Origin of the sequence: Pseudomonas sp. L-22-4S-12 (genome assembly GCF_009799935.1) — a bacterium.
Lineage (GTDB): Bacteria > Pseudomonadota > Gammaproteobacteria > Pseudomonadales > Pseudomonadaceae > Aquipseudomonas.
This window is the reverse complement of sequence record NZ_WELL01000001.1, coordinates 905790-931374: the sequence shown is the minus strand read 5'-3', so window position 1 is coordinate 931374 and position 25585 is coordinate 905790. Positions and strand designations below refer to the sequence as shown.

At 66.6% G+C, this 25585-nt stretch carries 25 protein-coding genes; 18 read left to right on the top strand and 7 right to left on the bottom strand.

Features of this window, described 5'->3' with window-relative positions:
* Positions 1-46: 46 nt before the first annotated feature.
* A complete protein-coding gene (bioB, locus tag F3I16_RS04225) occupies positions 47-1105 on the bottom strand; it encodes a biotin synthase BioB (protein WP_160492470.1) in 1059 nt (352 codons plus the stop codon).
* Positions 1106-1177: 72 nt separating this feature from the next.
* Between bioB and F3I16_RS04220 the strand changes: the two genes are divergently transcribed.
* From F3I16_RS04220 to rarD, 5 genes are all read left to right on the top strand, one after another.
* On the top strand, positions 1178-1912 hold the full coding sequence (locus F3I16_RS04220; RefSeq protein WP_160492469.1) for a ComF family protein: 735 nt from the start codon (positions 1178-1180) through the stop codon (positions 1910-1912).
* An 86-nt stretch (positions 1913-1998) separates the two neighbouring features.
* Positions 1999-2742: a molybdate ABC transporter substrate-binding protein gene (modA, locus tag F3I16_RS04215; RefSeq protein WP_160492468.1), complete on the top strand. Its 744-nt coding sequence runs from the start codon at positions 1999-2001 to the stop codon at positions 2740-2742.
* Positions 2705-3418, top strand: coding sequence for a molybdate ABC transporter permease subunit (gene modB / locus F3I16_RS04210; protein ID WP_218573100.1), 714 nt, complete (start codon positions 2705-2707; stop codon positions 3416-3418). The genes modA and modB overlap by 38 nt, the downstream gene beginning before the upstream one ends.
* Positions 3419-3479: 61 nt before the next feature.
* Positions 3480-4454 (top strand): serine/threonine protein kinase, encoded by a 975-nt coding sequence (locus F3I16_RS04205; protein WP_160492466.1) that lies wholly within the window; start codon positions 3480-3482, stop codon positions 4452-4454.
* A 333-nt stretch (positions 4455-4787) separates the two neighbouring features.
* Positions 4788-5681: an EamA family transporter RarD gene (gene rarD, locus F3I16_RS04200; RefSeq protein ID WP_160492465.1), complete on the top strand. Its 894-nt coding sequence runs from the start codon at positions 4788-4790 to the stop codon at positions 5679-5681.
* Positions 5682-5754: 73 nt separating this feature from the next.
* Here rarD and F3I16_RS04195 read toward each other — a convergent pair whose 3' ends face one another.
* Genes F3I16_RS04195 through F3I16_RS04185 form a run of 3 tightly spaced genes read right to left on the bottom strand, consistent with a single transcriptional unit; the run spans position 5755 to position 8214 of the window.
* Complete coding sequence (locus F3I16_RS04195) at positions 5755-6519, bottom strand: TerB family tellurite resistance protein (RefSeq protein ID WP_160492464.1); 765 nt, start codon at positions 6517-6519, stop codon at positions 5755-5757.
* Position 6520: 1 nt separating this feature from the next.
* A complete protein-coding gene (gene murU / locus F3I16_RS04190) occupies positions 6521-7192 on the bottom strand; it encodes an N-acetylmuramate alpha-1-phosphate uridylyltransferase MurU (protein ID WP_160492463.1) in 672 nt (223 codons plus the stop codon).
* Positions 7189-8214, bottom strand: coding sequence for an aminoglycoside phosphotransferase family protein (locus tag F3I16_RS04185; protein WP_160492462.1), 1026 nt, complete (start codon positions 8212-8214; stop codon positions 7189-7191). Before F3I16_RS04185 ends, murU begins: the two co-directional genes overlap by 4 nt.
* Before the next feature lie 127 nt (positions 8215-8341).
* Here F3I16_RS04185 and F3I16_RS04180 point away from each other — a divergent pair, with 127 nt between their 5' ends.
* The 11 genes from F3I16_RS04180 (at position 8342) to F3I16_RS04130 (ending at position 22421) form a co-directional block, all read left to right on the top strand.
* The gene (locus F3I16_RS04180; protein WP_160492461.1) at positions 8342-11113 is read left to right on the top strand and encodes an LPS-assembly protein LptD; all 2772 of its coding nucleotides are present in this window, start codon (positions 8342-8344) and stop codon (positions 11111-11113) included.
* Entirely contained in the window at positions 11088-12386 is a 1299-nt protein-coding gene (locus F3I16_RS04175; protein ID WP_160492460.1) for a peptidylprolyl isomerase, read from the top strand. The genes F3I16_RS04180 and F3I16_RS04175 overlap by 26 nt, the downstream gene beginning before the upstream one ends.
* Before the next feature lie 122 nt (positions 12387-12508).
* Positions 12509-13501, top strand: a complete 993-nt coding sequence (pdxA, locus tag F3I16_RS04170) for a 4-hydroxythreonine-4-phosphate dehydrogenase PdxA (RefSeq protein WP_160492459.1) — start codon at positions 12509-12511, stop codon at positions 13499-13501.
* A gap of 94 nt (positions 13502-13595) precedes the next feature.
* A complete protein-coding gene (rsmA, locus tag F3I16_RS04165) occupies positions 13596-14408 on the top strand; it encodes a 16S rRNA (adenine(1518)-N(6)/adenine(1519)-N(6))-dimethyltransferase RsmA (protein ID WP_160492458.1) in 813 nt (270 codons plus the stop codon).
* A gap of 31 nt (positions 14409-14439) precedes the next feature.
* Positions 14440-14820, top strand: coding sequence for a Co2+/Mg2+ efflux protein ApaG (apaG, locus tag F3I16_RS04160; protein WP_160492457.1), 381 nt, complete (start codon positions 14440-14442; stop codon positions 14818-14820).
* Positions 14820-15644 (top strand): symmetrical bis(5'-nucleosyl)-tetraphosphatase, encoded by an 825-nt coding sequence (locus F3I16_RS04155; protein WP_160492456.1) that lies wholly within the window; start codon positions 14820-14822, stop codon positions 15642-15644. Before apaG ends, F3I16_RS04155 begins: the two co-directional genes overlap by 1 nt.
* On the top strand, positions 15641-15970 hold the full coding sequence (glpE, locus tag F3I16_RS04150; protein ID WP_160083045.1) for a thiosulfate sulfurtransferase GlpE: 330 nt from the start codon (positions 15641-15643) through the stop codon (positions 15968-15970). Before F3I16_RS04155 ends, glpE begins: the two co-directional genes overlap by 4 nt.
* 276 nt (positions 15971-16246) lie before the next feature.
* Positions 16247-18169, top strand: coding sequence for a PrkA family serine protein kinase (locus F3I16_RS04145; protein ID WP_160083047.1), 1923 nt, complete (start codon positions 16247-16249; stop codon positions 18167-18169).
* A 74-nt stretch (positions 18170-18243) separates the two neighbouring features.
* Positions 18244-19512, top strand: coding sequence for a YeaH/YhbH family protein (locus tag F3I16_RS04140; RefSeq protein WP_160492455.1), 1269 nt, complete (start codon positions 18244-18246; stop codon positions 19510-19512).
* 11 nt (positions 19513-19523) lie between these two features.
* Positions 19524-21089: a SpoVR family protein gene (locus F3I16_RS04135; RefSeq protein WP_160492454.1), complete on the top strand. Its 1566-nt coding sequence runs from the start codon at positions 19524-19526 to the stop codon at positions 21087-21089.
* A gap of 99 nt (positions 21090-21188) precedes the next feature.
* Positions 21189-22421 carry a multifunctional CCA addition/repair protein gene (locus F3I16_RS04130; RefSeq protein ID WP_160492453.1) on the top strand — a complete coding sequence of 411 codons (1233 nt, stop codon included), beginning with the start codon at positions 21189-21191 and terminating at the stop codon, positions 22419-22421.
* 71 nt (positions 22422-22492) lie between these two features.
* On the opposite strand, the gene folK is transcribed toward F3I16_RS04130, so the two are convergent.
* Both folK and folB read right to left on the bottom strand, forming a co-directional pair.
* Positions 22493-23026 (bottom strand): 2-amino-4-hydroxy-6-hydroxymethyldihydropteridine diphosphokinase, encoded by a 534-nt coding sequence (gene folK / locus F3I16_RS04125; RefSeq protein WP_160492452.1) that lies wholly within the window; start codon positions 23024-23026, stop codon positions 22493-22495.
* Entirely contained in the window at positions 23023-23376 is a 354-nt protein-coding gene (folB, locus tag F3I16_RS04120; protein ID WP_160492451.1) for a dihydroneopterin aldolase, read from the bottom strand. Before folB ends, folK begins: the two co-directional genes overlap by 4 nt.
* A 76-nt stretch (positions 23377-23452) precedes the next feature.
* Between folB and plsY the strand changes: the two genes are divergently transcribed.
* Positions 23453-24022 carry a glycerol-3-phosphate 1-O-acyltransferase PlsY gene (plsY, locus tag F3I16_RS04115; RefSeq protein WP_160492450.1) on the top strand — a complete coding sequence of 190 codons (570 nt, stop codon included), beginning with the start codon at positions 23453-23455 and terminating at the stop codon, positions 24020-24022.
* A 20-nt stretch (positions 24023-24042) separates the two neighbouring features.
* Here the strand turns inward: plsY and tsaD are convergent, their stop codons facing one another.
* Positions 24043-25068 (bottom strand): tRNA (adenosine(37)-N6)-threonylcarbamoyltransferase complex transferase subunit TsaD, encoded by a 1026-nt coding sequence (tsaD, locus tag F3I16_RS04110; RefSeq protein WP_160492449.1) that lies wholly within the window; start codon positions 25066-25068, stop codon positions 24043-24045.
* 202 nt (positions 25069-25270) lie between these two features.
* On the opposite strand from tsaD, the gene rpsU reads away from it, so the two are divergent.
* The gene (gene rpsU, locus F3I16_RS04105; protein ID WP_021702507.1) at positions 25271-25486 is read left to right on the top strand and encodes a 30S ribosomal protein S21; all 216 of its coding nucleotides are present in this window, start codon (positions 25271-25273) and stop codon (positions 25484-25486) included.
* Positions 25487-25585: the final 99 nt, after the last annotated feature.

The following is a 25585-nucleotide window of genomic DNA, read 5'->3' as shown; positions in this document are numbered from 1 at the left end:
CCAGGGGTGCCGTTCGCGAGCAGAGCTCGCTCCCACATAAAAAGAATCAGGCCGAAGTGGCGTCGTAGAACAGCTTGGAGTCGCGCTGCTCGACCAGGGCCTGCTCGATGGCCGCCTGGTGCACTTCGTCGGCGTGTTCCTCGCGCTCTTCCGGCTTGATACCCAGGCGCTTGAACAGCTGCATGTCCTTGTCCGCCTGCGGGTTCTTGGTGGTCAGCAGCTTCTCGCCGTAGAAGATCGAGTTGGCGCCGGCCATAAAGGCCAGGGCCTGCATCTGCTCGTTCATCGCCTCGCGCCCGGCGGACAGGCGCACGTGGGACTTCGGCATCATGATCCGCGCCACGGCCAGCATGCGGATGAAGTCGAACGGATCGACGTCCTGCTCCTCGGCCAGCGGCGTGCCCTTGACCTTGACCAGCATGTTGATCGGCACGCTTTCCGGGTGTTCCGGCAGGTTGGCCAGCTGGATCAGCAGGCCGGCGCGGTCGTCCAGCGACTCGCCCATGCCGAGGATGCCGCCGGAGCAGATCTTCATCCCGGACTCACGCACATAGGCCAGGGTCTGCAGGCGTTCCGAGTAGGTTCTCGTGGTGATGATATTGCCGTAGAACTCCGGCGAGGTATCCAGGTTGTGGTTGTAGTAGTCGAGACCGGCCTCGGCCAAGGCGCGGGTCTGCTCCTGGTCGAGCTTGCCGAGGGTCATGCAGGTTTCCAGGCCGAGCTTCTTCACGCCTTCGACCATCTTCAGCACGTAGGGCATGTCCTTGGCCGACGGATGCTTCCACGCCGCGCCCATGCAGAAGCGGGTGGAGCCGATGGCCTTGGCTTCGGCGGCCGCCTCCAGCACCTTCTGCACTTCCATCAGCTTTTCCTTGTCCAGGCCGGTGTTGTAGTGGCCGGACTGCGGGCAGTACTTGCAGTCTTCCGGGCAGGCGCCGGTCTTGATCGACAGCAGGGTCGAGACCTGCACGCGGTTAGGGTCGAAATGCGCGCGGTGCACGGTCTGGGCCTGGAACAGCAGGTCGTTGAACGGCTGCTGGAACAGGGCCTTGACCTCGGCGAGGCTCCAGTCGTGGCGGGTGACGGAAGAAATGCTGGCACTCATCGGGGGTATTCCTTATTCGTTGGCTGCTAGGCTGGTCGCAACACGGCTGTTCGGCATCGTCAGGGAAGGACCATGCGCTGTCAACCACACCAGGACAACCAGGTTTACATCTGGACAAAAAACAAACAAATCTGCCTGCTCTGCGATGAAACGGCCGACACCGAGCACAGCCTGTGCAGCGCCTGCGAGGGCGAGCTGCCCTGGCTCGGCGGGCATTGCCAGGTCTGCGCCCTGCCGCTGCTGGCCACCGGGCTGGTCTGCGGTGAATGCCTCAAGCGCCCGCCGCCCTTCGCCCGGGTCGAGGCGCCGTGGCGCTACGCCTTCCCGGTCGACAGCCTGATCACTCGCTTCAAGCATCGCAGCCAGTGGCCAGTGGGACGCCTGCTGGCCGGCCTGCTGTCACATCATCTGCTGCATGCCTATGGCGAAGGCCTGCCGCGCCCCGACGCGCTGCTGGCCGTGCCCCTGAGCCGCCAGCGCCTGCGTCAGCGCGGCTTCAACCAGGCCGGGATGCTCGCCGACTGGCTCAGCGCCAGCCTGGCCATTCCCACGGCCAGCCACTGGCTGCTGCGCCCGCAGGACACCGCGCACCAGCAGGACCTGGATGCCGCGGCGCGCAAGCGCAACCTGCGCCGCGCCTTCGCCCTCGGCGAGCGGGCCGCGGTGCAGGGCCGGCACCTGGCGCTGGTCGACGACGTGCTGACCACCGGCGCCACCGCCGCCGCCATCGCCCGCCTGCTGCACCAGGCCGGCGCGGCGCGGGTGGACATCTACTGCCTGGCGCGCACGCCCAAGCCCGGCGACTGACCCGCGCGGAGTAGGCTGGCGGATAGCCGGCCGCCCCGGTTGTCCGCTACTCTCGGCCTCCTCGCTTTCTGGCCCGGATCAGCCACATGCGCCTGCCGCTCGTCTTCCCGCTCCTTGTCCTGCTCGCCAGCACCAGCCTGGCAGCTGCCGAACCCGTGCGCATCGCCGTGGCCGCCAACCTGCTGCCGGTGATGGAGCAGATCGCCACGCAATACCAGCAACAGGGCGGCAACCCGGTGCAGGTGATCGGCGGCTCCAGTGGCGCCTTCTTCGAGCAGATCCGCCGCGGCGCGCCCTTCGACCTGTTCTATTCGGCCGATGCCGAGCGCCCGGAGCAGCTGGCCGCCGCGGGCACCGGCAGCGCCGTGCGCACCTATGCCTGCGGCCGCCTGGCACTCTGGACGCCCAAGACCGCGCCCAGGCTGGACGCCCTGCCCGCCGGCAAGATCGCCCTCGCCCAACCGGCCACCGCGCCCTACGGCAAGGCGGCGCAACAGGCCCTGCAACGCAGCGGCCAGTGGCCGCACCTGCAGGCGCGGCTGGTCTACGGCCAGGACATCGGCCAGGCCTTCCAGTTCGTCAATAGCGGGCACGCCCCCGGCGGCTTCGTCGCCCTCAGCCAGCTGACCGCGGCCGGGATTCCGGCCGCCCAGTACCGCCTGGTCGACGCCGCCCTCTACGAGCCGCTGGTGCAGAAGCGGGTGCTGCTGGCCAAGGGCGAGCGCCAGGCGGGCGCCGAGGCCTTCCTGGCGTTCTTCGACGCCCAGCACGCCACCCTGAAATCCGCGGGCTATGCCCTGCCCGGCGAGGCCGACTGTGCTGCTGAGTGACAACGACTGGCAGGCCCTGGCGATCACCCTGCGCCTGGCGGCGGTGTCCACCGCCCTGCTGCTGCTGATCGGTGTGCCGCTGGCGGCCTGGCGCGTGCGCCGGCAGACGCGCCTGCGCCAGGTGCTGGACGCCGTGCTGGCCTTGCCGCTGGTGCTGCCACCGACCGTGCTGGGCTTCTACCTGCTGGTGCTGTTCGCCCCGCAGACCCAGCTCGGCGCCGGCTGGCAGTGGCTCACCGGGCACGGCCTGGCCTTCAGTTTCAGCGGCCTGGTGCTGGGCTCGGTGATCTACTCGCTGCCTTTCGTGGTGCAGCCGCTGACCGTGGCCTTCCGCGAGATTCCGGCGAGCCTACTGGAGGCCGCGGCCAGCCTCGGCGCCAATCGCTGGGAGCGCCTGCGCTGGGTGGTCATGCCGCTGCTGCGCCGCGGCCTGCTGGTCGCCGCGACGCTCGGCTTCGCCCACACCCTCGGCGAATTCGGCGTGGTGATGATGCTCGGCGGCAGCATCCCCGGCGAAACCCAGGTGGTCTCCATCGCCCTGTTCCAGCACGTCGAAGCGCTGCGCTACGCCGAGGCCCATCGCCTGGCGGCCTGCCTGCTGAGCCTGTCGTTCCTCCTCCTGCTGCTGGTCTACGGCCTCGGCGACCCGCGCCGCAGCGCGGCGCTGCGCGTCTGAAGCGTTCCCCGCCAACCCGGCCAATAGGGCTAGACTAGGCGCCCACCGAACGGAGCCGCCCATGTCCCATCCCTTTGCCACCCTCACCCCCGACCTGGTGCTGGATGCCGTGGAGAGCCTCGGCTACCTCAGCGACGCCCGCGTGCTGGCGCTGAACAGCTACGAGAACCGCGTCTACCAGGTGGGCATCGAGGACGACACGCCGCTGATCGCCAAGTTCTACCGACCGGGGCGCTGGAGCGATGCGGCGATCCGCGAGGAGCATGCCTTCAGCGCCGAACTGGCCGCCTGCGAGATCCCGGTGGTGGCGCCCCTGGTGCGCGACGGCGAGACCCTGTTCGAGCACGCCGGCTTTCGCTTCGCCCTGTTCCCCCGCCGCGGCGGCCGCGCCCCGGAGCCGGGCAACCTGGATCAGCTGTATCGCCTCGGCCAGCTGCTCGGGCGCCTGCACGCAGTCGGCGCCAGCCGCCCGTTCGCCCACCGCGAGGCGCTCGGCGTGGATAACTTCGGCCACGCCTCGCTGACCACCCTGCTGGACGGCAACTTCATCCCGCGCAGCCTGCTGCCGGCCTACGAGTCGGTGGCGCGCGATCTGCTCAAGCGCCTCGACCAGCTGTTCGCCAGCGTGCGCTACACGCCGATCCGCCTGCACGGCGACTGCCATCCGGGCAACCTGCTGTGCCGCGACGACAGCTTCCATATCGTCGACCTCGACGACTGCCGCATGGGCCCGGCCGTGCAGGACATCTGGATGATGCTCGCCGGCGAACGCCACGAGCGCCTCGGCCAGCTGGCCGAACTGGTCGACGGTTACAACGAGTTCCACGACTTCGCCAGCCGCGAACTGCCGCTGATCGAAGGCCTGCGCGCCCTGCGCCTGATGCATCACAGCGCCTGGATCGCCCGGCGCTGGGACGACCCGGCCTTCCCCCGGGCCTTCCCCTGGTTCGCCAACGAGCGCTACTGGGGCGAGCAGATCCTCATGCTGCGCGAACAGCTGGCGGCGCTGGATGAAGAGCCGCTGAAACTGTTCTGACCGGCGCCAACCCTATCAGCAGACTGGGCGCCTGATCGTCCCCACGCTCTTCAGGCACGGCGTGAACCCGTTGGGCTTCGTCGCGTTGCTCCTCAACCCAACCTACGGCCACCCGCCCATCCACGGCGCCAAGCCAGACCTCACGGGTGTAGGTTGCGGCTGAGCGCAGCGAAGCCCAACCAGGGTTGGCGCGCATGCTCTGGCGTGGCTGTAAAAGCTTCCTTACGCTTATCGAACCCGCACACCCAGCATAAAAGCTGAACACACAGACAAGCCCAGACGCCTGCGACTAGAATCCACAGCTTTAGTTAGCTGCCTAACCAAGGATTTCTCATGGCCACCGCCAACCCGCAGCGCGGGTACCTGCTGGGCATCATCGCCTACACCATCTGGGGCCTGTTCCCGCTGTATTTCAAGGCCATCCAGGCCGTCCCGGCCATGGAAATCATCGCCCACCGGGCCATCTGGTCGGCCCTGTTCGGCGCCGTTCTGTTGCTGCTGTGGAAGCATCCGGGCTGGCTGCGCGAACTGCGTAGCAACCCCAGGCGCCTGGGCGTGCTGGCCCTCAGCGGCCTGCTGATCGCCAGCAACTGGCTGGTCTACGTGTGGGCGGTGAACAACGGGCGCATGCTCGAAGCCAGCCTGGGCTACTACATCAACCCGCTGATCAATGTGCTGCTCGGCATGCTGCTGCTCGGCGAACGCCTGCGCCGCCTGCAATGGCTGGCCGTGGCCCTGGCCGCGCTGGGCGTGCTGCAGCAGCTGTGGCAGGTCGGCAGCCTGCCCTGGGTATCGCTGGTGCTGGCGCTGACCTTCGGCTTCTACGGCCTGATCCGCAAGCAGGCGCCGGTCGCCGCCCTGCCCGGCCTGGTGGTGGAGACCTGGCTGCTGCTGCCGCTGGCCCTCGGCTGGCTGCTCTGGCACCCGGCGGCGATGAGCACCCAGGCGGCGTTCTGGACCAGCAGCGAGGCACTGTGGCTGATCGCGGCCGGGCCGATCACCCTGGTGCCGCTGCTGTGCTTCAACGCCGCCGCGCGGCACCTGCCCTACACCACCCTGGGCTTCCTGCAGTACCTGGCGCCGACCCTGGTGATGCTGCAGGCGATCTTCCTGTTCGGCGAGCACTTCGAGCCGAGCAAGCTGCTGGCCTTCATCTGCATCTGGGCCGGCCTGGCCCTGTACAGCCTGGATATCTGGTTGAGTCTGCGTCGGCGCCAGACAGCCTGAAACACACAGAGGTCGTAGGGTGCACCGCGCCCCTATCGAGGCGGTGAAATGGCTGAGGCTAACATTGCTGGGGTCAACGGAAGCCATGCCGCGTGCGGATCAGCTCATAGGCCTGGTGCAGCGCGCCGGTGCGCTCGGTGGCGGCGCGAATCTGCGCCGGAGTCGCCCCGGCTCCGGCCAGCTTGTCCGGGTGGTGCTGGCTGAGCAGCTTGCGATAGGCGCGCTTGATCACCGCCGCCTCGCTGTCGCGGCGCACCCCGAGCAAACGCAGGGCCGTTTGGTAATCGGCAGACGGCACTTCGGCCTTGCGCCGGGCGGGTTCGTACTCGTCGGCCAGGGCATTCAGGTCTTCCAGGGCCCAGCCCAGGCAGCGCCCCCACTGCTGGATCAGCTCGTACTCGCGCGCGCTGACCCGGCCATCGGCCCAGGCCATGCGCCAGCATCCGCGCAGCACCAGGTCGGCCCGCTCCGGACGGCCGCGCAGGCCCTGCAGCGGCAGGGCAAAATCGTCGCCGGCCAGCTTGCCGCGGTTGAACGCCTCCATCGCCCGGAGCCGCGCCGCCTCGCTCAGGCCCAGGCGCTGCATCTCCTGGCGGGCCTGCTGGATATGCAGCTGCAACACGCGACCGCCGCTCTTGGCCAGGCGGCCGAGGAGCATGAACAGCAACTCGTCGTCATCCACCGTCGCCCCACCGAACAGGGCGCGCAGCGCGGCCCAGGAGGTCAGCCGGAGGCGCCGGTCGACCACCTGGCCGAGCACGCCGCCGAGCAGCGCCCCAGGAATGCTCGCCAGCGCCCAGCCGGCCAGGGCGCCGAGCACGGTTATCGGCCAGAGCACGTCAGGGCCTCGCCGCCAGCAACTGTTCGACCTCGGCCAGGCGTTCGTGGGTGCCGACATCCACCCAGCGCCCGCGGTAGTGCTCGCCGCTCACCAGGCCGTCGGCCATGGCCCGGCGCAGCAGCGGCGCCAGCTTGAACGCGCCGGCCTGGCAGCCGGTGAACAGCTGCGGATGCAGCACGGCCACGCCGCTGTAGGTCAGGCTCGACTGCCCGGGCCGGAGTTCGCCGACCCGCCCGTCCTGCAGGCAGAAGTCGCCGCTCGGGTGATGGGGCGGATTGTCCACCAGCAGCAGATGCGCCAGGCCCGCCAGCGGCCGGCGCAGGCCGGCGAAATCGCAGTCGGTCCAGATATCGCCGTTGACTACCAGGAACGGCTGCTCGCCCAGCAGCGGCAGGGCGCGGAAAATCCCGCCGCCGGTCTCCAGCGGCTCGCCCTCGGCGGAGTAGTCGATGCGCACGCCGAAGCGCGCGCCATCGCCCAGGTAATCCTCGATCTGCTGGCCGAGCCAGGCATGGTTGATCACCAGTTCGCGGAAACCGGCCGCGGCCAGGGCGCGCACATGGAACTCGATCAGCGGCACGCCGCCGGCACGCACCAGCGGTTTTGGGGTATGCAGGGTCAGCGGGCGCAGGCGCTCGCCCTTGCCCGCGGCAAGGATCATCGCCTTCATGCCGGTTGCAGCGCCTGGTGCGGCAGGCTGGCGAGCAGCTCGCCGAGCGCCGCCAGTTCCGGCCGGCGGGCCAGCACGGCGTCTATATAGGCGAAGAAGCGCGGCACGTCGGCCAGGTACTTGGGCTTGCCGTCGCGGTGGCAGATGCGCGCGAAGATGCCGATCACCTTGAGGTGACGCTGCACCCCCATCAGGTCGCTGGCCCGGTGGAACGCCGCGAAGTCCGCCGGCAGCTCGATGCCGGCCTCGCCCGCCAGCTGCCAGTAGCGCTGCAACCAGCCCAGCACGCGCTCCTCCGGCCAGCTGAGGAAGGCATCTTTGAACAGGCTGGTGACGTCGTAGCTGACCGGGCCATGCACCGCATCCTGGAAGTCCAGCACGCCGGGGTTGGGCGAACTCAGCATCAGGTTGCGCGGCATGTAGTCGCGATGCACCAGCACCCGCGGCTGCGCCAGGGCACTGTCGACCAGCAGATCGCAGACCTGCCGCCAGAGCTCCTGCTGCGCGGCATCCAGCTCGACGCCCAGGTGGCGCCGCAGGTACCAGTCGGGGAACAGCTGCAGCTCGCGGCGCAGCAGGGCGTCATCATAGGCCGGCAGCCGGCCGTCGACCGGCAGTTTCTGGAATGTCACCAGCGCCTGCAGGGCCTGCTCGAACAGGGCATCGGCATTCTCCGCGGTCAACACTTCCAGCCAGGTCTGCCGACCCAGGTCGTCGAGCAGGAGGAAACCGCGCTCGACATCGGCGGCGAGAATCCGCGGCACGTGTACGCCGGCAGCGGCGAGCATGCCGGCCACCTTGACGAAGGGCCGGCAGTCTTCCTGGGGCGGCGGCGCGTCCATGACGATCAGCGTGCGCCCGGCCCCCTGCCAGCGGAAATAGCGGCGAAAACTGGCATCGCTGCTGGCCGCGGTGAGCTCGGCAGCGGGCACCGCGCCCCAGCCTTCGGCGGCGAACAACGCAGGCAAACACTGCTCCAGCCAGCCCTGCAAAAGCTGGAGGCGTACATCTTGATCAGGCATTACAAGGGTCTCCGACGGCGCTAGCCGTTGTGCGGGTCATGCTTTATTATCCAGCATCTTTTTTCGCCCATCGAGAGGCGTGCGGCCCCCGCGGGTCGAAGGCGCGCAGGAAGCCCGGACTAACAAGATGGCAGTAAAACTCCCCGTGTTCCGTAAAAAATTCCCATTGCTGGTCACCGGCAGCCTACTGGCCCTTCAGCCCGTAGCCACGCCTTTTGCTGTCGCCGCCGAGCAGTTCGACTGCCAGGCCTCCGCCACCGGAGGCTGGGCCTGCGCCCCCAAGACCGCGAACGCCGCCCAGCTGCCGCGCCCGCAGCATAGCGCGACGGCGGTCAGTACTGTCGCCGGCAGTGGCGCCGCCCAGTCGGCCGACGGCCAGGCCGCCAACGCAACCGTACTGGTGACCGAAAGCGAGGGCAAAGGCCTGAGCAGCCGCAGCGCCGACTACAGCCACCTCGACTGGGTACCACGGGACAAGCTGACCGCCGCCCAACTGGCCGAAGTCGGCCCGTACTGCGCCGGCTCCTATGTCGAGCCACTCCGTCCGGGCATGAGCGACGACACGCCGATGGACGAAGCGCCGATGTTCGTCTCGGCCAAGGCCTCGCGCTATGCCCAGGAAACCCAGACCGCCACCCTCGCCGGTGACGTCGTGCTGCGCCAGTCCGGCATGCAGATCGAGGCCGACGAGGCCAAGCTGCACCAGACCGAGAACCGCGGCGAGCTGATCGGCAACGTCAAGCTGCGCGACCAGGGCACCCTGGTGGTGGGCGACCGCGCCGAGATCCAGCTGGACAACGGCGAGGCCAAGGTCGAGAACGCCGAATACGTCCTGCACAAGGGCCACGTGCGCGGCAGCGCGCTGTACGCCAAGCGCGAAGACAGCGCGATCATCCGCCTCAAGGATGGCACCTACACCCGCTGCGAACCGGGCAGCAACGCCTGGAACCTCAAGGGCAACAACATCAAGCTGAACCCGGCCACCGGCTTCGGCACCGCGACCAACGTGACCCTGCGGGTAAAAGACATTCCGGTGTTCTATACCCCCTACATCTATTTCCCGATCGACGATCGCCGCCAGTCCGGCTTCCTCGCCCCGAGCATCGGCTCGTCGAGCGACACCGGCTTCCTCCTGGCCACCCCGTACTACTTCAACCTGGCGCCGAACTACGACGCCACGCTGTACCCGACCTACATGAGCAACCGCGGCCTGCTGATGGAAGGCGAGTTCCGCTACCTGACCAAGGGCAGCGAAGGCCAGGTCGGCGGTGCCTGGCTGGACGACGCCGAAGACGAGCGCAAGCTGCAGTCCGAATACGAAGACCAGCGCTGGATGTACAACTGGCAGCACAAGGGCGGCCTCGACTCGCGCCTGCTGGCCGAAGTCGACTACACCGACATCAGCGACCCCTACTACTTCCAGGACCTGGACAGCGACCTGGAGGTCAGCAGCACCACCTTCGTCAACCAGCGCGGCGCGCTCACCTACCGCGGCGACAACTTCACCGCCGGCCTGAACGCCCACGCCTACGAACTGGCCACGGTCACCGACATCACCCCCTACGACCGTCTGCCGCAGATCACCTTCGATGGTGCCCTGCCGTTCCAGCCGGGCGGGCTGAACTTCGCCTACCAGACCGAGTTCGTGCGCTTCGACCGCGACCTGCGCAGCGGCAACTTCAGCGACGAAGACGGCAACCTGGAACCCTGGTACGACACCCGGATCAAGGGCCTGGCCCGCGCCAATGGCGACCGCATCCACCTGGAGCCGGGCGTCAGCCTGCCGCTGAACTGGAGCTGGGGCTACCTCAAGCCGACCATCAAGTACCTGCACACCGACTACGACCTGGACCTGGACCAGGAGGGCAAGAACACCCTGCTCGCCGAACAGGAATACAGCAGCAGCCAGGACCGCGGCGTCGGCCTGTTCAACCTGGACAGCGGCCTGTACTTCGACCGCAACACCTCGCTGTTCGGCACCAACTACCGGCAGACCCTCGAACCGCGCCTGTACTACCTGTACGTACCGGAAGAAGACCAGACCGACATCCCGGTGTTCGACACCGGCGAGAACACCTTCAACTACGCCTCGCTGTTCCGCGAGAACCGCTTTTCCGGCAAGGACCGCATCGGCGACGAGAACAAGCTGTCGCTGGGCGTGACCAACCGCTGGATCGAGTCGAACGGCTTCGAGCGTCAGCGTTTCAGCATCGGCCAGGCGATCTACTTCGCCGACCGTGAAGTACAGCTGCCCGGTATCGACTACCGCACCCGCGACGATGCCCAGGCCAATGTCTCGCCCTATGCGCTGGAATACCTGTACCGCTTCAACCGCGACTGGCGCTTGTCGTCCGATTTCAACTGGGATCCGGACAGCAGCAGCACCCGTTCCGGCAGCGCGATGTTCCACTACCAGCCGGAAGAAAACCCGAACAAGGTGGTCAACGTCGGCTATCGCTACCGCAACGACACCGTGCGCTACGACCAGTCCACCGGCGATTGGGTGGTGGGCGGCGGCGACTTCGGCACACCCGGCCAGCCCGGCTACATCAAGGACTACTACAAGATCGAGCAGCATGACTTCTCGGTGATCTGGCCGATCGTGCCGCAGTGGAGCGCCATCGCCCGCTGGCAGTACGACTACAACCAGACCCGCACCCTCGAGGCCTTCGGCGGCTTCGAGTACGACAGTTGCTGCTGGAAACTGCGCCTGATCAACCGTTACTGGGTCGACTACGACGAATACAGTCTGAACCCGGACCAGAACGACCAGGCCGACCGCGGTATCTTCCTGCAGATCGTCCTGAAAGGGCTCGGCGGCGTGGTGGGTAACAAGGCGGAAAGTTTCCTCGACCAAGGCATCCAAGGTTATCGTGAACGTGAAGACCAAGCTTTCTGATTGCCTGCGCCCGCTGCTGTTGGGCGCAGTATTCCTCGGCACTGCGGCGCAGGCCGAAGTTCAGTCCCTCAACCGCGTGATCGCCATTGTCGATAACGATGTGATCATGCAGAGCCAGCTGGACGCCCGCACCCGCGAGGTCCAGCAGACCATCGCCAAGCGCGGCGCCCAGGTGCCGCCGGCCGACGTGCTCAGCCAGCAGGTGCTCGAACGCCTGATCGTCGAGAACCTGCAACTGCAGATCGGCGAGCGTTCCGGCATCCGCATCACCGATGAAGAACTGAACCAGGCGATGACCAGCATTGCCCAGCGCAATCGCCTGACCCTGGAACAGTTCGGCGCCGCCCTGGCGCGTGACGGCCTGACCCTCAAGGATGCCCGCGAACAGATTCGCCGCGAGATGGTCATCAGCCGCGTGCGCCAGCGCCGCGTGGCCGAGCGCATCCAGGTCACCGACCAGGAAGTGCAGAACTTCCTCGCCTCCGACATGGGCAAGATGCAGCTCTCCGAAGAGTTCCGCCTGGCCAATATCCTGATCCCGCTGCCCGAAGGCGCTTCCCCGGAAGCCATCCAGGCCGCCGCGCGCAAGGTCAGCAGCCTCTACGACGAACTGCGCAGCGGCGGCGATTTCGCCCAACTGGCCATCGCCAACTCGGCCAGCGAGAACGCCCTGGAAGGCGGCGAGATTGGCTGGCGCAAGGCCGCCCAGCTGCCGCCGCCGCTGGATGGCGTGATCGGCGCCCTGGCCCCCGGCGAGATCACCGAGCCGATTCGCACCCCCAACGGCTTCATGATCATCAAGCTGCTGGAAAAACGCGGCGGCGACAGCATCGTGCGCGACGAGGTGCACGTGCGCCACATCCTGATCAAGCCCAGCGAGATCCGCAGCGAAGGCGAGACCCAGCGCCTGGCCGAGCGCCTGTACGAGCGCATCGTCGCCGGCGAAGACTTCGCCGAACTGGCGAAGAGCTACTCCGAAGACCCGGGCTCGGCCCTCAATGGCGGCGACCTCAACTGGATCGACCCCAACAGCCTGGTGCCCGAGTTCCGCGAAGTGATGGCCAAGACCCCCAGCGGCGAACTGTCCAAGCCGTTCAAGAGCCCCTACGGCTGGCACGTGCTGGAAGTCATCGGCCGCCGCGCCACCGACAGCAGCGAACAGGTTCGCGAGCAGCAGGCGATGAACGTGTTGCGCAACCGCAAGTACGACGAGGAACTGCAGGCCTGGCTGCGCCAGATCCGCGACGAGGCCTACGTCGAAATCAAGCTCTAACGGGGCTTGCTGAAATACCCAAGCCCGGCTCAGCCGGGCTTTTTTTCGTCAGTGCCTTTCGGCGTAGAGTGCTGGTACTTGCCGCCCTTGGCACCCGACCGTTATCCAGAAGAGAGCCCGCGATGACCGCCGCCCACCTTTTCGCCCTGACCCCCGGCGAGCCTGCCGGCATCGGTCCGGACCTGTGCCTGCTGCTGGCCCGTAGCGCCCAGCCCTACCCGCTGGTCGCCATCGCCAGCCGCGAGCTGCTCGCCGCGCGCGCCGCGCAGCTCGGCCTGCACATCGCCCTGCTGCCGGCCGAGCCGGGCCACTGGCCGAGCGCGCCGGCCCCGGCCGGCAGCCTGTATGTTTGGGATACCCCGTTGCAGGCGCCGGTCGTGGCCGGCCGGCTGGACAAGGCCAATGCCGCCTATGTCCTAGAGACCCTGACCCGCGCCGGCCAGGGCTGCATCGACGGCCACTTCAGCGGCATGATCACCGCCCCGGTGCACAAGGGCGTGATCAACGAGGCCGGCATCGCCTTCTCCGGGCACACCGAATTCCTCGCCGAGCTGACCCACACCGAACAGGTGGTGATGATGCTGGCCACCCACGGTCTGCGCGTGGCCCTGGTCACCACCCACCTGCCGCTCAAGGACGTGGCCGCCGCCATCACCGCCGAGCGCCTGGCGCGGGTCGCGCGCATCCTGCACACCGACCTGGTGGAGAAATTCGGCATCGCCCGGCCGCGCATCCTGGTCTGCGGCCTCAACCCGCACGCCGGCGAAGGTGGGCACCTGGGCCGGGAGGAAATCGAGGTGATTGAGCCGACGCTGGAGCAGCTGCGCGGCGAAGGTCTGAACCTGATCGGCCCGCTGCCGGCCGATACCCTGTTCACCCCCAAGCACCTCGAACACTGCGACGCGGTGCTGGCGATGTACCACGACCAGGGCCTGCCGGTGCTCAAGTACAAGGGCTTCGGTGCGGCGGTCAACGTCACCCTGGGCCTGCCGATCATCCGCACCTCGGTCGACCACGGCACCGCCCTGGATCTGGCCGGCAGCGGCCGGATCGACACCGGCAGCCTGCAAGTCGCCCTGGAAACCGCCTATATGATGGCCACCAGCAGGAGCTGAGCCCGGCCGCCTACGGCCTGCCCCGGCAATGCTGTTAAACTGCCGCTCTTTGCATGCGCTTTGAGCGTGCGGCTTGAAGCCTGGAGCTGTCCCGATGTCCGAATACCAACACCGCGCGCGCAAGCGCTTTGGCCAGAACTTCCTGCACGACGCCGGGGTGATCCATCGCATCCTGCGCGCCATCCACGCCCGTGAAGGCGAGCGCCTGCTGGAGATCGGCCCGGGCCAGGGCGCCCTCACCGAAGGCCTGCTCGGCAGCGGTGCGCAGCTCGACGTGATCGAGCTGGATCTCGACCTGATCCCGATCCTGCAGGGCAAGTTCGGCCATCTGGCCAATTTCCGCCTGAACCAGGGCGACGCCCTGAAGTTCGATTTCAACCGCCTCGAAGCCGCGCCGCACAGCCTGCGCGTGGTCGGCAACCTGCCCTACAACATCTCCACCCCGCTGATCTTCCACCTGCTGGATAACGCCGAGCTGATCCGCGACATGCACTTCATGCTGCAGAAGGAAGTGGTCGAGCGCCTGGCCGCCGAACCGGGCGGTGGCGACTGGGGCCGGCTGTCGATCATGGTGCAGTACCACTGCCGCGTGGAGCACCTGTTCAACGTCGGCCCGGGCGCCTTCAACCCGGCGCCCAAGGTCGACTCGGCCATCGTCCGCCTGGTTCCCCACGAAGTGCTGCCGTTCCCGGCCAAGGATCACCGCCTGCTCGAGCGGGTGGTGCGCGAGGCCTTCAACCAGCGCCGCAAGACCCTGCGCAACACGCTCAAGGGCCTGCTCAGTAGCGCCGAGATCGAAGCCGCCGGTGTCGATGGCAGCCTGCGTCCGGAGCAGCTCGACCTGGCCGCCTTCGTGCGCCTGGCCGATCAGCTTGCCGTGCAATCCAAGGTCCAGACCCAGGACTAAACTGCATTTCCAGCTTCCCGAGTTGCCACCCATGTCCGATCCGCGCTATCAGGTCGACGTCAGCGTCGCCACCCGCTACCTGCCGGAGCAATCCAGTCCGGAGCAGAACCGCTTCGCTTTCGCCTACACGGTGACCATCCACAACAACGGTACGGTGGCCGCCAAGCTGCTCAGCCGCCACTGGGTCATCACCGACGGCGATGGCCGCGTGCAGGAAGTCCGCGGTGCCGGCGTGGTCGGCCAGCAGCCGCATCTGCAGCCAGGCGAGAGCCACGTCTACAGCAGCGGTACGGTGATGGCGACCAAGGTCGGCAACATGCAGGGCAGCTACCAGATGCTGGCCGACGACGGTAAACGCTTCGATGCCGTGATCGCCCCGTTCCGCCTGGCCATGCCGGGGGCCCTGCACTGATGGCTACTTATGCCGTGGGCGACCTGCAGGGCTGCCTGCAACCGCTCAAGTGCCTGCTCGAACGGGTCGCCTTCGACCCGGCCAAGGACCGCCTGTGGCTGGTCGGCGACCTGGTCAACCGCGGCCCGCAATCCTTGGAGACCCTGCGTTTCCTGTTCGCCATGCGCAATGCGCTGGTCTGCGTGCTAGGCAACCATGACCTGCACCTGCTGGCCGTGGCGCACAACATCGAGCGCCTGAAGAAGAACGACACCCTGCAGGAAATCCTCGACGCCCCGGATCGCCAGGACCTACTCGACTGGCTGCGTCTGCAGAAGCTGATGCACCATGATGCCGAGCGCGACATCGCCCTGGTGCATGCCGGCATCCCGCCGCAGTGGACCGTGGAAAAGGCCCTCAAGCGCGCCGCAGAAGTCGAGGAAGTGCTGCGCGATGACGCGCGCCTGCCGCTGTTCCTCGACGGCATGTACGGCAACGAGCCGGCCAAATGGGACAAGGACCTGCACGGCATCCCGCGCCTGCGGGTGATCACCAACTACTTCACCCGCATGCGCTTCTGCAAGGCCGATGGCACCCTCGACCTGAAGAGCAAGGAAGGCGTCGGCACCGCCCCGCCCGGCTACGCCCCCTGGTTCAGCTACCCGCAACGCAAGAGCCGCGGGCGCAAGATCATCTTCGGCCACTGGGCGGCGCTGGAAGGCAACTGCGACGAACCCGGCCTCAGCGCCCTGGACAGCGGCTGCGTGTGGGGCGGGGCCCTGACCCTGATGAATATCGACAGCGGCGAACGCTTGCGCTGCGACTGCCCGGAGAACAGCCCATGAGCGAATTCAAACGCATCCCCCCGCAGCAGGCCCAGACCCTGCGCGAGCAAGGCGCCGTGGTGGTCGACATCCGCGACCCGCAGAGCTTCGCCAATGGCCATATCAGCGGCTCCCGGCACCTGGACAACCACTCCCTGGCCGATTTCATCGCCAAGGCCGACTTCGACCAGCCGCTGATCGTCACCTGCTACCACGGCAACTCCAGCCAAAACGCCGCCGCCTACCTGGCGCACCAGGGCTTCGCCGAGGTCTACAGCCTGGATGGCGGCTTCGAGCTGTGGCGCAGCCAGTACCCGGGCGAAGTGGCCCAGGGCGGCAGCGAGTAAAAAAACTCTGCCGGCGCGAGCCCGCGCCGCGCCTGCCCTTCAGCGCTTTGCCGACGAGCGGCAATATCCTGTCACCCTTACGCCATCCTTGCGCCTGCCGAATCCGAACTACTCTTAAGTCGAGGCCATCCAAAAGGAAGAGCCGGCACACCGGTTCCGGGCCATCGGTTGCGTTTTTGAGGTGTTCTGGGGGATTTCCGACGGCCGCTGTGGCGGCCAGCCCTGCACCCGCCCGATTCCCCAGTGCCGGCTCCATGCAGCGAGCGAGGTGCAGTCATGAGCATATTCAGCCACTTCCAGCAACGCTTTGAAGCGACCCGCCAGGAGGAATATTCCCTTCAGGAATATCTGGAGCTGTGCAAGACGGATCGCAGCGCCTACGCCACGGCGGCCGAACGCCTGCTGATGGCCATCGGCGAGCCGGAGCTGATCGATACGTCGAGCAACTCGCGCCTGTCGCGGATCTTCTCCAACAAGGTGATCCGTCGCTACCCGGCCTTCGCCGACTTCCACGGCATGGAAGAGTGCATCGACCAGATCGTCTCCTACTTCCGCCACGCCGCCCAGGGCCTGGAAGAGAAGAAACAGATCCTCTACCTGCTTGGCCCGGTCGGCGGCGGCAAGTCGTCGCTGGCGGAAAAGCTCAAGCAACTGATGGAAAAAGTGCCCTTCTACGCGATCAAGGGCTCGCCGGTGTTCGAATCGCCGCTGGGGCTGTTCAACGCCGATGAGGACGGCGCCATCCTCGAAGAGGACTACGGCATCCCGCGGCGCTACCTGAACAGCATCATCTCGCCCTGGGCCACCAAGCGCCTGACCGAGTTCGGCGGCGACATCAGCCAGTTCCGCGTGGTCAAGCTGTACCCCTCGATCCTCAACCAGATCGCCGTAGCCAAGACCGAGCCGGGCGACGAGAACAACCAGGACATCTCCGCCCTGGTCGGCAAGGTGGATATCCGCAAGCTGGAGGAATTCCCACAGAACGATGCTGACGCCTACAGCTACTCGGGCGCCCTGTGCCGGGCCAACCAGGGCCTGATGGAATTCGTCGAGATGTTCAAGGCGCCGATCAAGGTGCTGCACCCGCTGCTGACCGCCACCCAGGAGGGCAACTACAACAGCACCGAAGGCCTCGGCGCGATCCCCTACAGCGGCATCCTGCTGGCCCACTCCAACGAGTCGGAGTGGCACAGCTTCCGCAACAACAAGAACAACGAGGCGTTCATCGACCGCATCTACATCGTCAAGGTGCCGTACTGCCTGCGCGTCACCGACGAGGTGAAGATCTACGACAAGCTGCTGTTCAACAGCTCGTTGGCCCACGCCCACTGCGCGCCGGACACCCTCAAGATGCTCGCCCAGTTCTCCGTGCTGAGCCGGCTGAAGGAGCCGGAGAACTCCAACATCTACTCGAAGATGCGCGTCTACGACGGCGAGAACCTCAAGGACACCGACCCCAAGGCCAAGTCGATCCAGGAATACCGCGACACCGCCGGGGTGGACGAAGGCATGACCGGCCTGTCGACCCGCTTCGCCTTCAAGATCCTGTCCAAGGTGTTCAACTTCGACCCCCACGAGATCGCCGCCAACCCGGTGCACCTGCTGTACGTGCTGGAGCAACAGATCGAACAGGAACAGTTCCCCGCCGAAGTGCGTGAGCGCTATCTGCGCTTCATCAAGGAATACCTGGCGCCGCGCTACATCGAGTTCATCGGCAAGGAAATCCAGACCGCCTACTTGGAGTCCTACAGCGAGTACGGGCAGAACATCTTCGACCGCTACGTGCTGTACGCCGACTTCTGGATCCAGGATCAGGAATACCGCGACCCGGAAACCGGCGAAATCCTCAACCGCGTGGCCCTCAACGAGGAGCTGGAGAAGATCGAGAAACCGGCCGGGATCAGCAACCCGAAGGATTTCCGCAACGAGATCGTCAACTTCGTGCTGCGCGCCCGCGCCAACAACAACGGCAAGAACCCGACCTGGCTCAGCTACGAGAAGCTGCGCGTGGTGATCGAGAAGAAGATGTTCTCCAACACCGAGGATCTGCTGCCGGTCATCAGCTTCAACGCCAAGGCGAGCAAGGAGGACCAACAGAAGCACAACGACTTCGTCACCCGTATGGTCGAGCGTGGCTACACCGAGAAGCAGGTGCGCCTGCTGTCCGAATGGTATCTGCGGGTTCGCAAGTCGCAGTAACCCGTCGCCGGCGCTCCTCCGTGGCCGCGCCGGCTGCCGCGGGCCTGCACGGGCCTGCGTGCTAAGGAGACGTCATGAGCTATGTCATAGACCGACGCCTGAATGGCAAGAACAAGAGCACGGTGAACCGCCAGCGCTTCCTGCGGCGTTACCGTGACCACATCAAGAAGGCCGTGGAGGAGGCCGTCAGCCGGCGCTCCATCACCGACATGGAGCACGGCGAACAGATCAGCATTCCCGGCCGCGACATCGACGAACCGGTGCTGCACCACGGCCGCGGCGGCAAGCAGACCACCGTGCACCCGGGCAACAAGCAGTTCAGCGGCGGCGACCATATCCCCCGGCCCCAGGGCGGCGGCGGTCGTGGCGCCGGCAAGGCGAGCAACTCCGGCGAGGGCATGGACGAGTTCGTCTTCCAGATCACCCAGGAGGAATTCCTCGACTTCATGTTCGAGGACCTGGAGCTGCCCAACCTGGTCAAGCGCCACCTGACCGGCAGCGACACCTTCAAGACCGTGCGCGCCGGCATCAGCAACGAGGGCAACCCGTCGCGCATCAACATCGTGCGCACCCTGCGCTCGGCCCATGCGCGGCGCATCGCCCTGTCCGGCAGCAGCCGCGCCAAGCTCAAACTGGCCCTGGCCGAACTGGAGCGGCTGAAGGTCGAAGAGCCGGACAACTTCGGCGATATCCAGGAAGTCGAGGCGGAAATCGGCAAGCTGCGCGCGCGCATCAACCGCGTGCCGTTCCTCGACACCTTCGACCTCAAGTACAACCTGCTGACCAAGCAGCCCAACCCCAGCTCCAAGGCGGTGATGTTCTGCCTGATGGACGTGTCCGGCTCGATGACCCAGGCCACCAAGGACATCGCCAAGCGGTTCTTCATCCTCTTGTATCTGTTTCTGAAGCGGAACTACGACAAGATTGAGGTGGTGTTCATCCGCCACCATACGAGCGCGAAAGAGGTCGACGAAGAGGAGTTCTTCTACTCGCGGGAAACCGGCGGCACCATCGTCTCCAGCGCGCTGAAGATGATGCAGGAGATCATGGCCGCGCGTTACCCGGTCAACGAGTGGAACATCTACGCCGCCCAGGCGTCGGACGGCGACAACTGGAATGACGATTCGCCGGTCTGCCGCGATATCCTGATCAATCAGATCATGCCGTTCGTGCAGTACTTCACCTACGTCGAGATCACCCCGCGCGAACACCAGGCCCTGTGGTTCGAGTACGAACAGGTCGGCGAAAGCTACGCCGACACCTTCGCCCAGCAGCAGCTGGTCTCGGCTGCGGACATCTACCCGGTGTTCCGTGAACTGTTCCAGCGCCGCCTGGTGACCTGAGGGGAGCCGCGATGACCGCCACCGAGAAAAAACGCCAGCCGATTTCCACCGGATCGGAATGGACCTTCGAACTGGTGCGCGCCTACGACCGCGAGATCGCGCGCCTCGCCGAGCGCTATGCGCTCGACACCTACCCCAACCAGATCGAGGTGATCACCGCCGAACAGATGATGGACGCCTACGCCTCGGTCGGCATGCCGCTGGGCTACCACCACTGGTCCTACGGCAAGCATTTCCTCGCCACCGAGAAGGGCTACAGCCGCGGGCAGATGGGGCTGGCCTACGAGATCGTGATCAACTCCGATCCGTGCATCGCCTACCTGATGGAAGAGAACACCATGTGCATGCAGGCCCTGGTGATCGCCCACGCCTGCTACGGCCACAACAGCTTCTTCAAGGGCAACTACCTGTTCCGCACCTGGACCGACGCCAGCTCGATCATCGACTACCTGGTGTTCGCCAAGCAGTACATCATGCAGTGCGAGGAGCGCCACGGCATCGATGCGGTGGAAGACCTGCTAGACTCCTGCCACGCCCTGATGAACTACGGCGTCGACCGCTACAAGCGGCCCTACCCGATCTCCGCCGAGGAGGAGCGGCGCCGGCAGAAGGATCGCGAGGAGCACCTGCAGAAGCAGATCAACGACCTCTGGCGCACCATCCCCAAGAGCGCCAGCAAGGGCCACGACCAGGACAGCAAGCGCTGGCCGGCCGAACCGCAGGAAAACATCCTGTACTTCCTGGAGAAGCACGCGCCGCTGCTGGAACCCTGGCAGCGCGAGGTGATCCGCATCGTGCGCAAGATCGCCCAGTACTTCTACCCGCAGCGCCAGACCCAGGTGATGAACGAGGGCTGGGCGACCTTCTGGCACTACACCCTGATGAACGACCTGTACGACGAGGGCCTGGTCACCGACGGCTTCATGATGGAGTTCCTGCAGTCGCACACCAGCGTGATCTACCAGCCTGGCTTCGACAGCCCCTACTACAGCGGCATCAACCCCTACACCCTGGGTTTCGCCATCTACAGCGACATCCGCCGCATCTGCGAGCACCCCACCGAGGAAGACCGCCGCTGGTTCCCCGACATCGCCGGCAGCGACTGGCTGTCCACCCTCAAGTTCGCCATGGCCAACTTCAAGGACGAGAGCTTCATCCTGCAGTTCCTCTCGCCCAAGGTGATCCGCGACCTCAAGCTGTTCAGCGTGATGGACGACGACCAGCAGGACGACATGCTGGTGCCGGCGATCCACGACGAGCCGGGCTACCGCCTCATCCGCGAGACCCTGGCCGCCCAGTACAACCTGGGCAACCGCGAACCCAACGTGCAGATCTGGAGCGTCGACCGCCGCGGCGACCGCTCGCTGACCCTGCGCCACCAGCAGCACGACCGCAAACCGCTGGGTGACTCCACCGACGAAGTACTCAAGCATCTGCACCGGCTGTGGGGCTTCGACATCCACCTGGAGGTGCGCCAGGGCGAGCAGACCATTGCCGTGCAGCATGTGCCCCCGCGCGGCGAAGCGGCAACCGAGGGCGACTACCCGCGCCTGGACCTGATGCTCCCGCCACCCTGAGGCCTGTTCCCGTTTCGCTCGCAACCGCGACCAAGCCACCAGCGCCGCCCGCCCGGCGGCTTTTTCGCTTATCCTCCGCCGCTACGGAGGAATCAACTCATGCAGATCTACAAGGTCGGCGGCGCCGTGCGCGACCGCCTGCTCGGGCGGCCGGTCAGCGATATCGACTGGGTGGTGGTCGGTGCCGATGCGGCGACCATGCAGGCCCAAGGCTATCGCCTGGTGGGTGACGACTTCCCGGTGTTCCTCCACCCGCAGAGCGGCGAGGAATATGCGCTGGCCCGCACCGAGCGCAAATCCGGCCAGGGCTATGGCGGCTTCACCTTCTACGCCAGCCCGGACGTGACCCTGGAAGAAGACCTGATCCGCCGCGACCTCACCGTCAACGCCATGGCCGAGGACGACCAGGGCCGGGTCATCGACCCCTACGGCGGCCAGCGCGATCTTGAGGCGCGGGTGCTGCGCCATGTTTCCCCGGCCTTCGCCGAAGACCCGCTGCGCGTGCTGCGCGTGGCCCGCTTCGCCGCGCGCTATGCGCCGCTGGGTTTTGTCGTAGCGCCGGAGACCCTGGCGCTGATGCGCCAGCTGGCCGAATCCGGCGAGCTCAGGGCGCTGACCGCGGAGCGTAGCTGGAAGGAAATCTCCCGCGCCCTGCTGGAACCCTGCCCCGAGGTGTTCATTCAGGTGCTGCGCGACTGTGGCGCCCTGGCCGAGCTGCTGCCGGAACTCGATGCGCTGTTCGGCGTGCCGCAAACCGCCGCCCATCACCCGGAAATCGACACCGGCCTGCACAACCTGATGGTCCTGCAGCAATGCGCCCGCCACCAGCAGCCGCTGACCGTGCGCTGGGCCTGCCTGCTGCACGACCTGGGCAAGGGCACCACGCCGCCAGCCGAGTGGCCGCGGCATATCGCCCATGAAACCCGCGGACTGAAGCTGATCCGCGCGGTCAACGCGCGCTGCAAGGCGCCCAAGGATTGCGCCGAACTGGCCCTGCTGGTCGGCGAGTACCACACCCACGGCCATCGCGCCCTGGAGCTACGGGCTACGACCTTGCTGGAGCTGTTGCAGAGCTTCGATGTCTACCGCCGGCCGCAGCGCTTCGAGGAGTTCCTCGCCGCCTGCGAGATGGATGCCCGCGGCCGTCTCGGCTTCGAAGAGCGCGCCTACCCCCAGGCCCCCTACCTGCACGGCGCCATGCAGGCCGCCCGCGCGGTGGCGGTGCAGCCCCTGCTGGCCCAGGGCCTGCAGGGCGCCGAGCTGGGCGAGGCGCTCAAGCGCGAACGCCTGCAGGCACTCAAGGCCTACAAGGCCGGTGCGTCGGTCGAATAAACGGCGCAAGCGATCATCGCGCTCAGTAGGGTGCGCCATGCGCACCGGCACGCGGCTTCGTCGATGGCTGCCTAGCGCGGCGCGGGAAAGGCCTGGATCAGCGCGGGCGGAGTCAGCGCCACGCCACGCCAGTCGAAGGCGACCGGCCACAGCTGCTGGTCGATCTGCGCAGCCTCCCAGAGCCGAGCGAAGGGCTGGCCGGTTGCCGGGTGCAACACCTCGGGCACCAGTAGCGCCAGCGGCCAGAGTACGAAGGCATTCTTGAGGATTTCCGGGCGCGGCAGGATCAGCCCATCGAAGTTGCCGACCAGTTCGTCGTACAGCAGCACGTCGATATCCAGCGGCAAGCCCTTGCGGTTCGGCGCATAGCGGCCGTTGTCGGCCTCGATGAACTTCAGCCGGCGATCCAGCTCGGTCAGCGGCAGGTCGGTGCGCGCGCTCACCACCAGGTTGAAGAACGGCCCGCTCTTGATCCCCACCGGCGCGCTCTCGAACACCGGAGAGCAGCGCAACTCATGGAGAAAGCCGGCCAAGGCCTCCAGGCCGGCCCGCAGATGCAGTTCGCGCTCGAAATTGCTGCCCAGGCCGAGCAAGACCCGGCTCATGGCCGACTGCGCTCGATTTCCACCCCGACCGCACGGGCCGCCGGATTGGCGCCGGGCTTGGTCACCTTGAGGCGCAGCCAGGGCATGCCGAAGTGCTCCAGCAGGCTCGCGGCCAGGCGCTCGGCAAAGGTCTCCACCAGCTGGAACTGCGCGGCGCCAGCAAACGCCTGCACATGCCGGTTCACCGCCGCGTAATCCAGCGCCTGGCTCAGGTCGTCGGTGGCGGCGGACGGGCGGATATCCCAGGCGAAGGTCAGGTCCAGGCGCAGGCACTGGCGAATGCCGCGCTCCCAGTCGTACGCACCGATCAGCGTGTCGACTTCCAGGCCCTCGATAAAGACTTTGTCCAAGCACTTAACTCCACAGCACGACAAGGAGTGCGTCCCGCCGCTAGAATCGGGGCTCACTCGCCCCGGAATGGATACCATGTTCTGGCTGTTGGTACTGCTCGCCTACCTGCTCGGCTCGCTGTCCTTCGCCATCCTGCTCAGCCGCCTGAGCGGTGGGCCGGACCCGCGCGCCAATGGCTCCGGCAACCCCGGCGCCACCAACATGCTGCGGGTGGCGGGCAAGAAGCTGGCCATCCTCACCCTGCTCGGCGATCTGCTCAAGGGCCTGCTGCCGATCCTGATCGCCGGCCAGCTCGGCTTTGCCATCCAGCAACAGGCCTGGATCGGCCTCACCGCCGTGATCGGCCACCTGTACCCGCTGTATTTCCGCTTCAAGGGCGGCAAGGGCGTGGCCACTGCTGCCGGCATGCTGCTCGGCCTGTATCCGCCGGCCGCCCTGCTGGCCCTCGCCGCCTGGGCGCTGACGTTCATCCTCACCCGCACCAGCTCGCTCGCCTCGCTGATCGCCACCCCGCTGACCCTGCCCCTGCTGGCCTGGCAGCAACCGGCGGCGCTGCTGCCGATGTGCGCCCTCACCGGGCTGATCGTCTGGCGTCATCGCCGCAATCTACGCGACCTGTTCGCCGGACGCGAACGCCACTTCTGAATCCCCGCGTCGCGCCGGTCTTACAGGGCCGGCAGCTGCTCCATCGGCCAACGCGCCTGCACGCCGATGGCCGGGCCATCCTGCTGGCCGGCCTGCAGGCGCTGGCAGCCGGCATAGGCGATCATCGCGCCGTTGTCGGTGCAGAAGCGCGGCCGGGCGTAGAACACCTGGCCCTTGAACTCGCCGAGCATCTTCTCCAGGGAACGACGCAGCGCCTGGTTGGCGCTGACCCCGCCGGCGATCACCAGGCTGTTCAGGCCGCACTGTTTGAGCGCGCGCCGACACTTGATGGTCAGGGTATCGACCACCGCCTGCTGGAAGGCCAGGGCCACGTCGGCACGGGTCTGCTCGCTGGCGTCGCCGGCGTCGCGGCACTGCGTCCAGGTATTGAGGGTGAAGGTCTTCAGCCCGCTGAAGCTGAAATCCAAGCCGGGGCGATCGGTCATCGGCCGCGGAAAGGTGAAGCGCCCCGGCGTCCCGATTTCGGCCAGGCGGGCGATCTCCGGGCCACCCGGATAGGGTAGGCCCATCAGCTTGGCGGTCTTGTCGAAGGCCTCGCCGGCGGCGTCGTCCAGCGACTCGCCGAGCAACTGGTAGCGGCCGATGCCGTCGACGCGCACCAGCTGGGTATGCCCGCCGGAAACCAGCAAGGCGACGAACGGAAAGGCCGGCGGCTGTTCTTCCAGCATCGGCGCCAGCAAGTGGCCTTCCATATGGTGCACGCCGAGGGCCGGAATGCCCCAGGCAAAGGCCAGGGCCTGGGCGCAGGAGGCGCCGACCAGCAGCGCCCCGACCAGGCCGGGGCCCGCGGTATAGGCAATCGCGTCGATCTGCGAACGTTCTACGCCGGCCTCGGCCAGCACCTCACGGATCAGCGGCAGCATGCGCTTGACGTGATCGCGCGAGGCCAGCTCCGGCACCACCCCGCCAAACACGCGGTGTTGCTCGATCTGGCTGAACAGGGCGTCGGCCAGCAGACCGCGTTCGCTGTCGTACAGGGCGACGCCGGTTTCATCGCAGGAAGTTTCCAAGCCCAGCACCAGCATGGGTTTGCGCCTTTAATAACGGGGGAATTCGAAGGCGCGCATAATAATCGCCGCCCTTCGGGCCGACCAGCGCTTTTCGATCAGAGGCTTTGCATTCTGTGGCGCTTGGCGTTAATATCCGCAGCCCTTGAAAACCGACGTATTCCCGTGCCCTAGCCGGATCGCGTCGTCCATTCGGTAAAACAGTGAAGGTACGACCTGGATGCCAGCCGTCAAAGTTAAAGAGAACGAACCCTTCGACGTAGCTCTGCGTCGCTTCAAGCGCTCCTGCGAAAAGGCCGGTGTATTGGCCGAAGTGCGCAGCCGCGAGTTCTACGAGAAGCCAACCACCGAGCGCAAGCGTAAGGCAGCTGCTGCTGTTAAGCGTCACGCGAAGAAAGTGCAGCGCGAACAGCGCCGCCGCGAGCGCCTGTACTGAGTCATCAGTCACGCCGCAAAGGTTTCCGCATGGCCCGGCTCACGCCGGGCTTTGCATTTTCAGGCTCCACCCCACTCCGCTTCGCCAGCCGGCGAATGA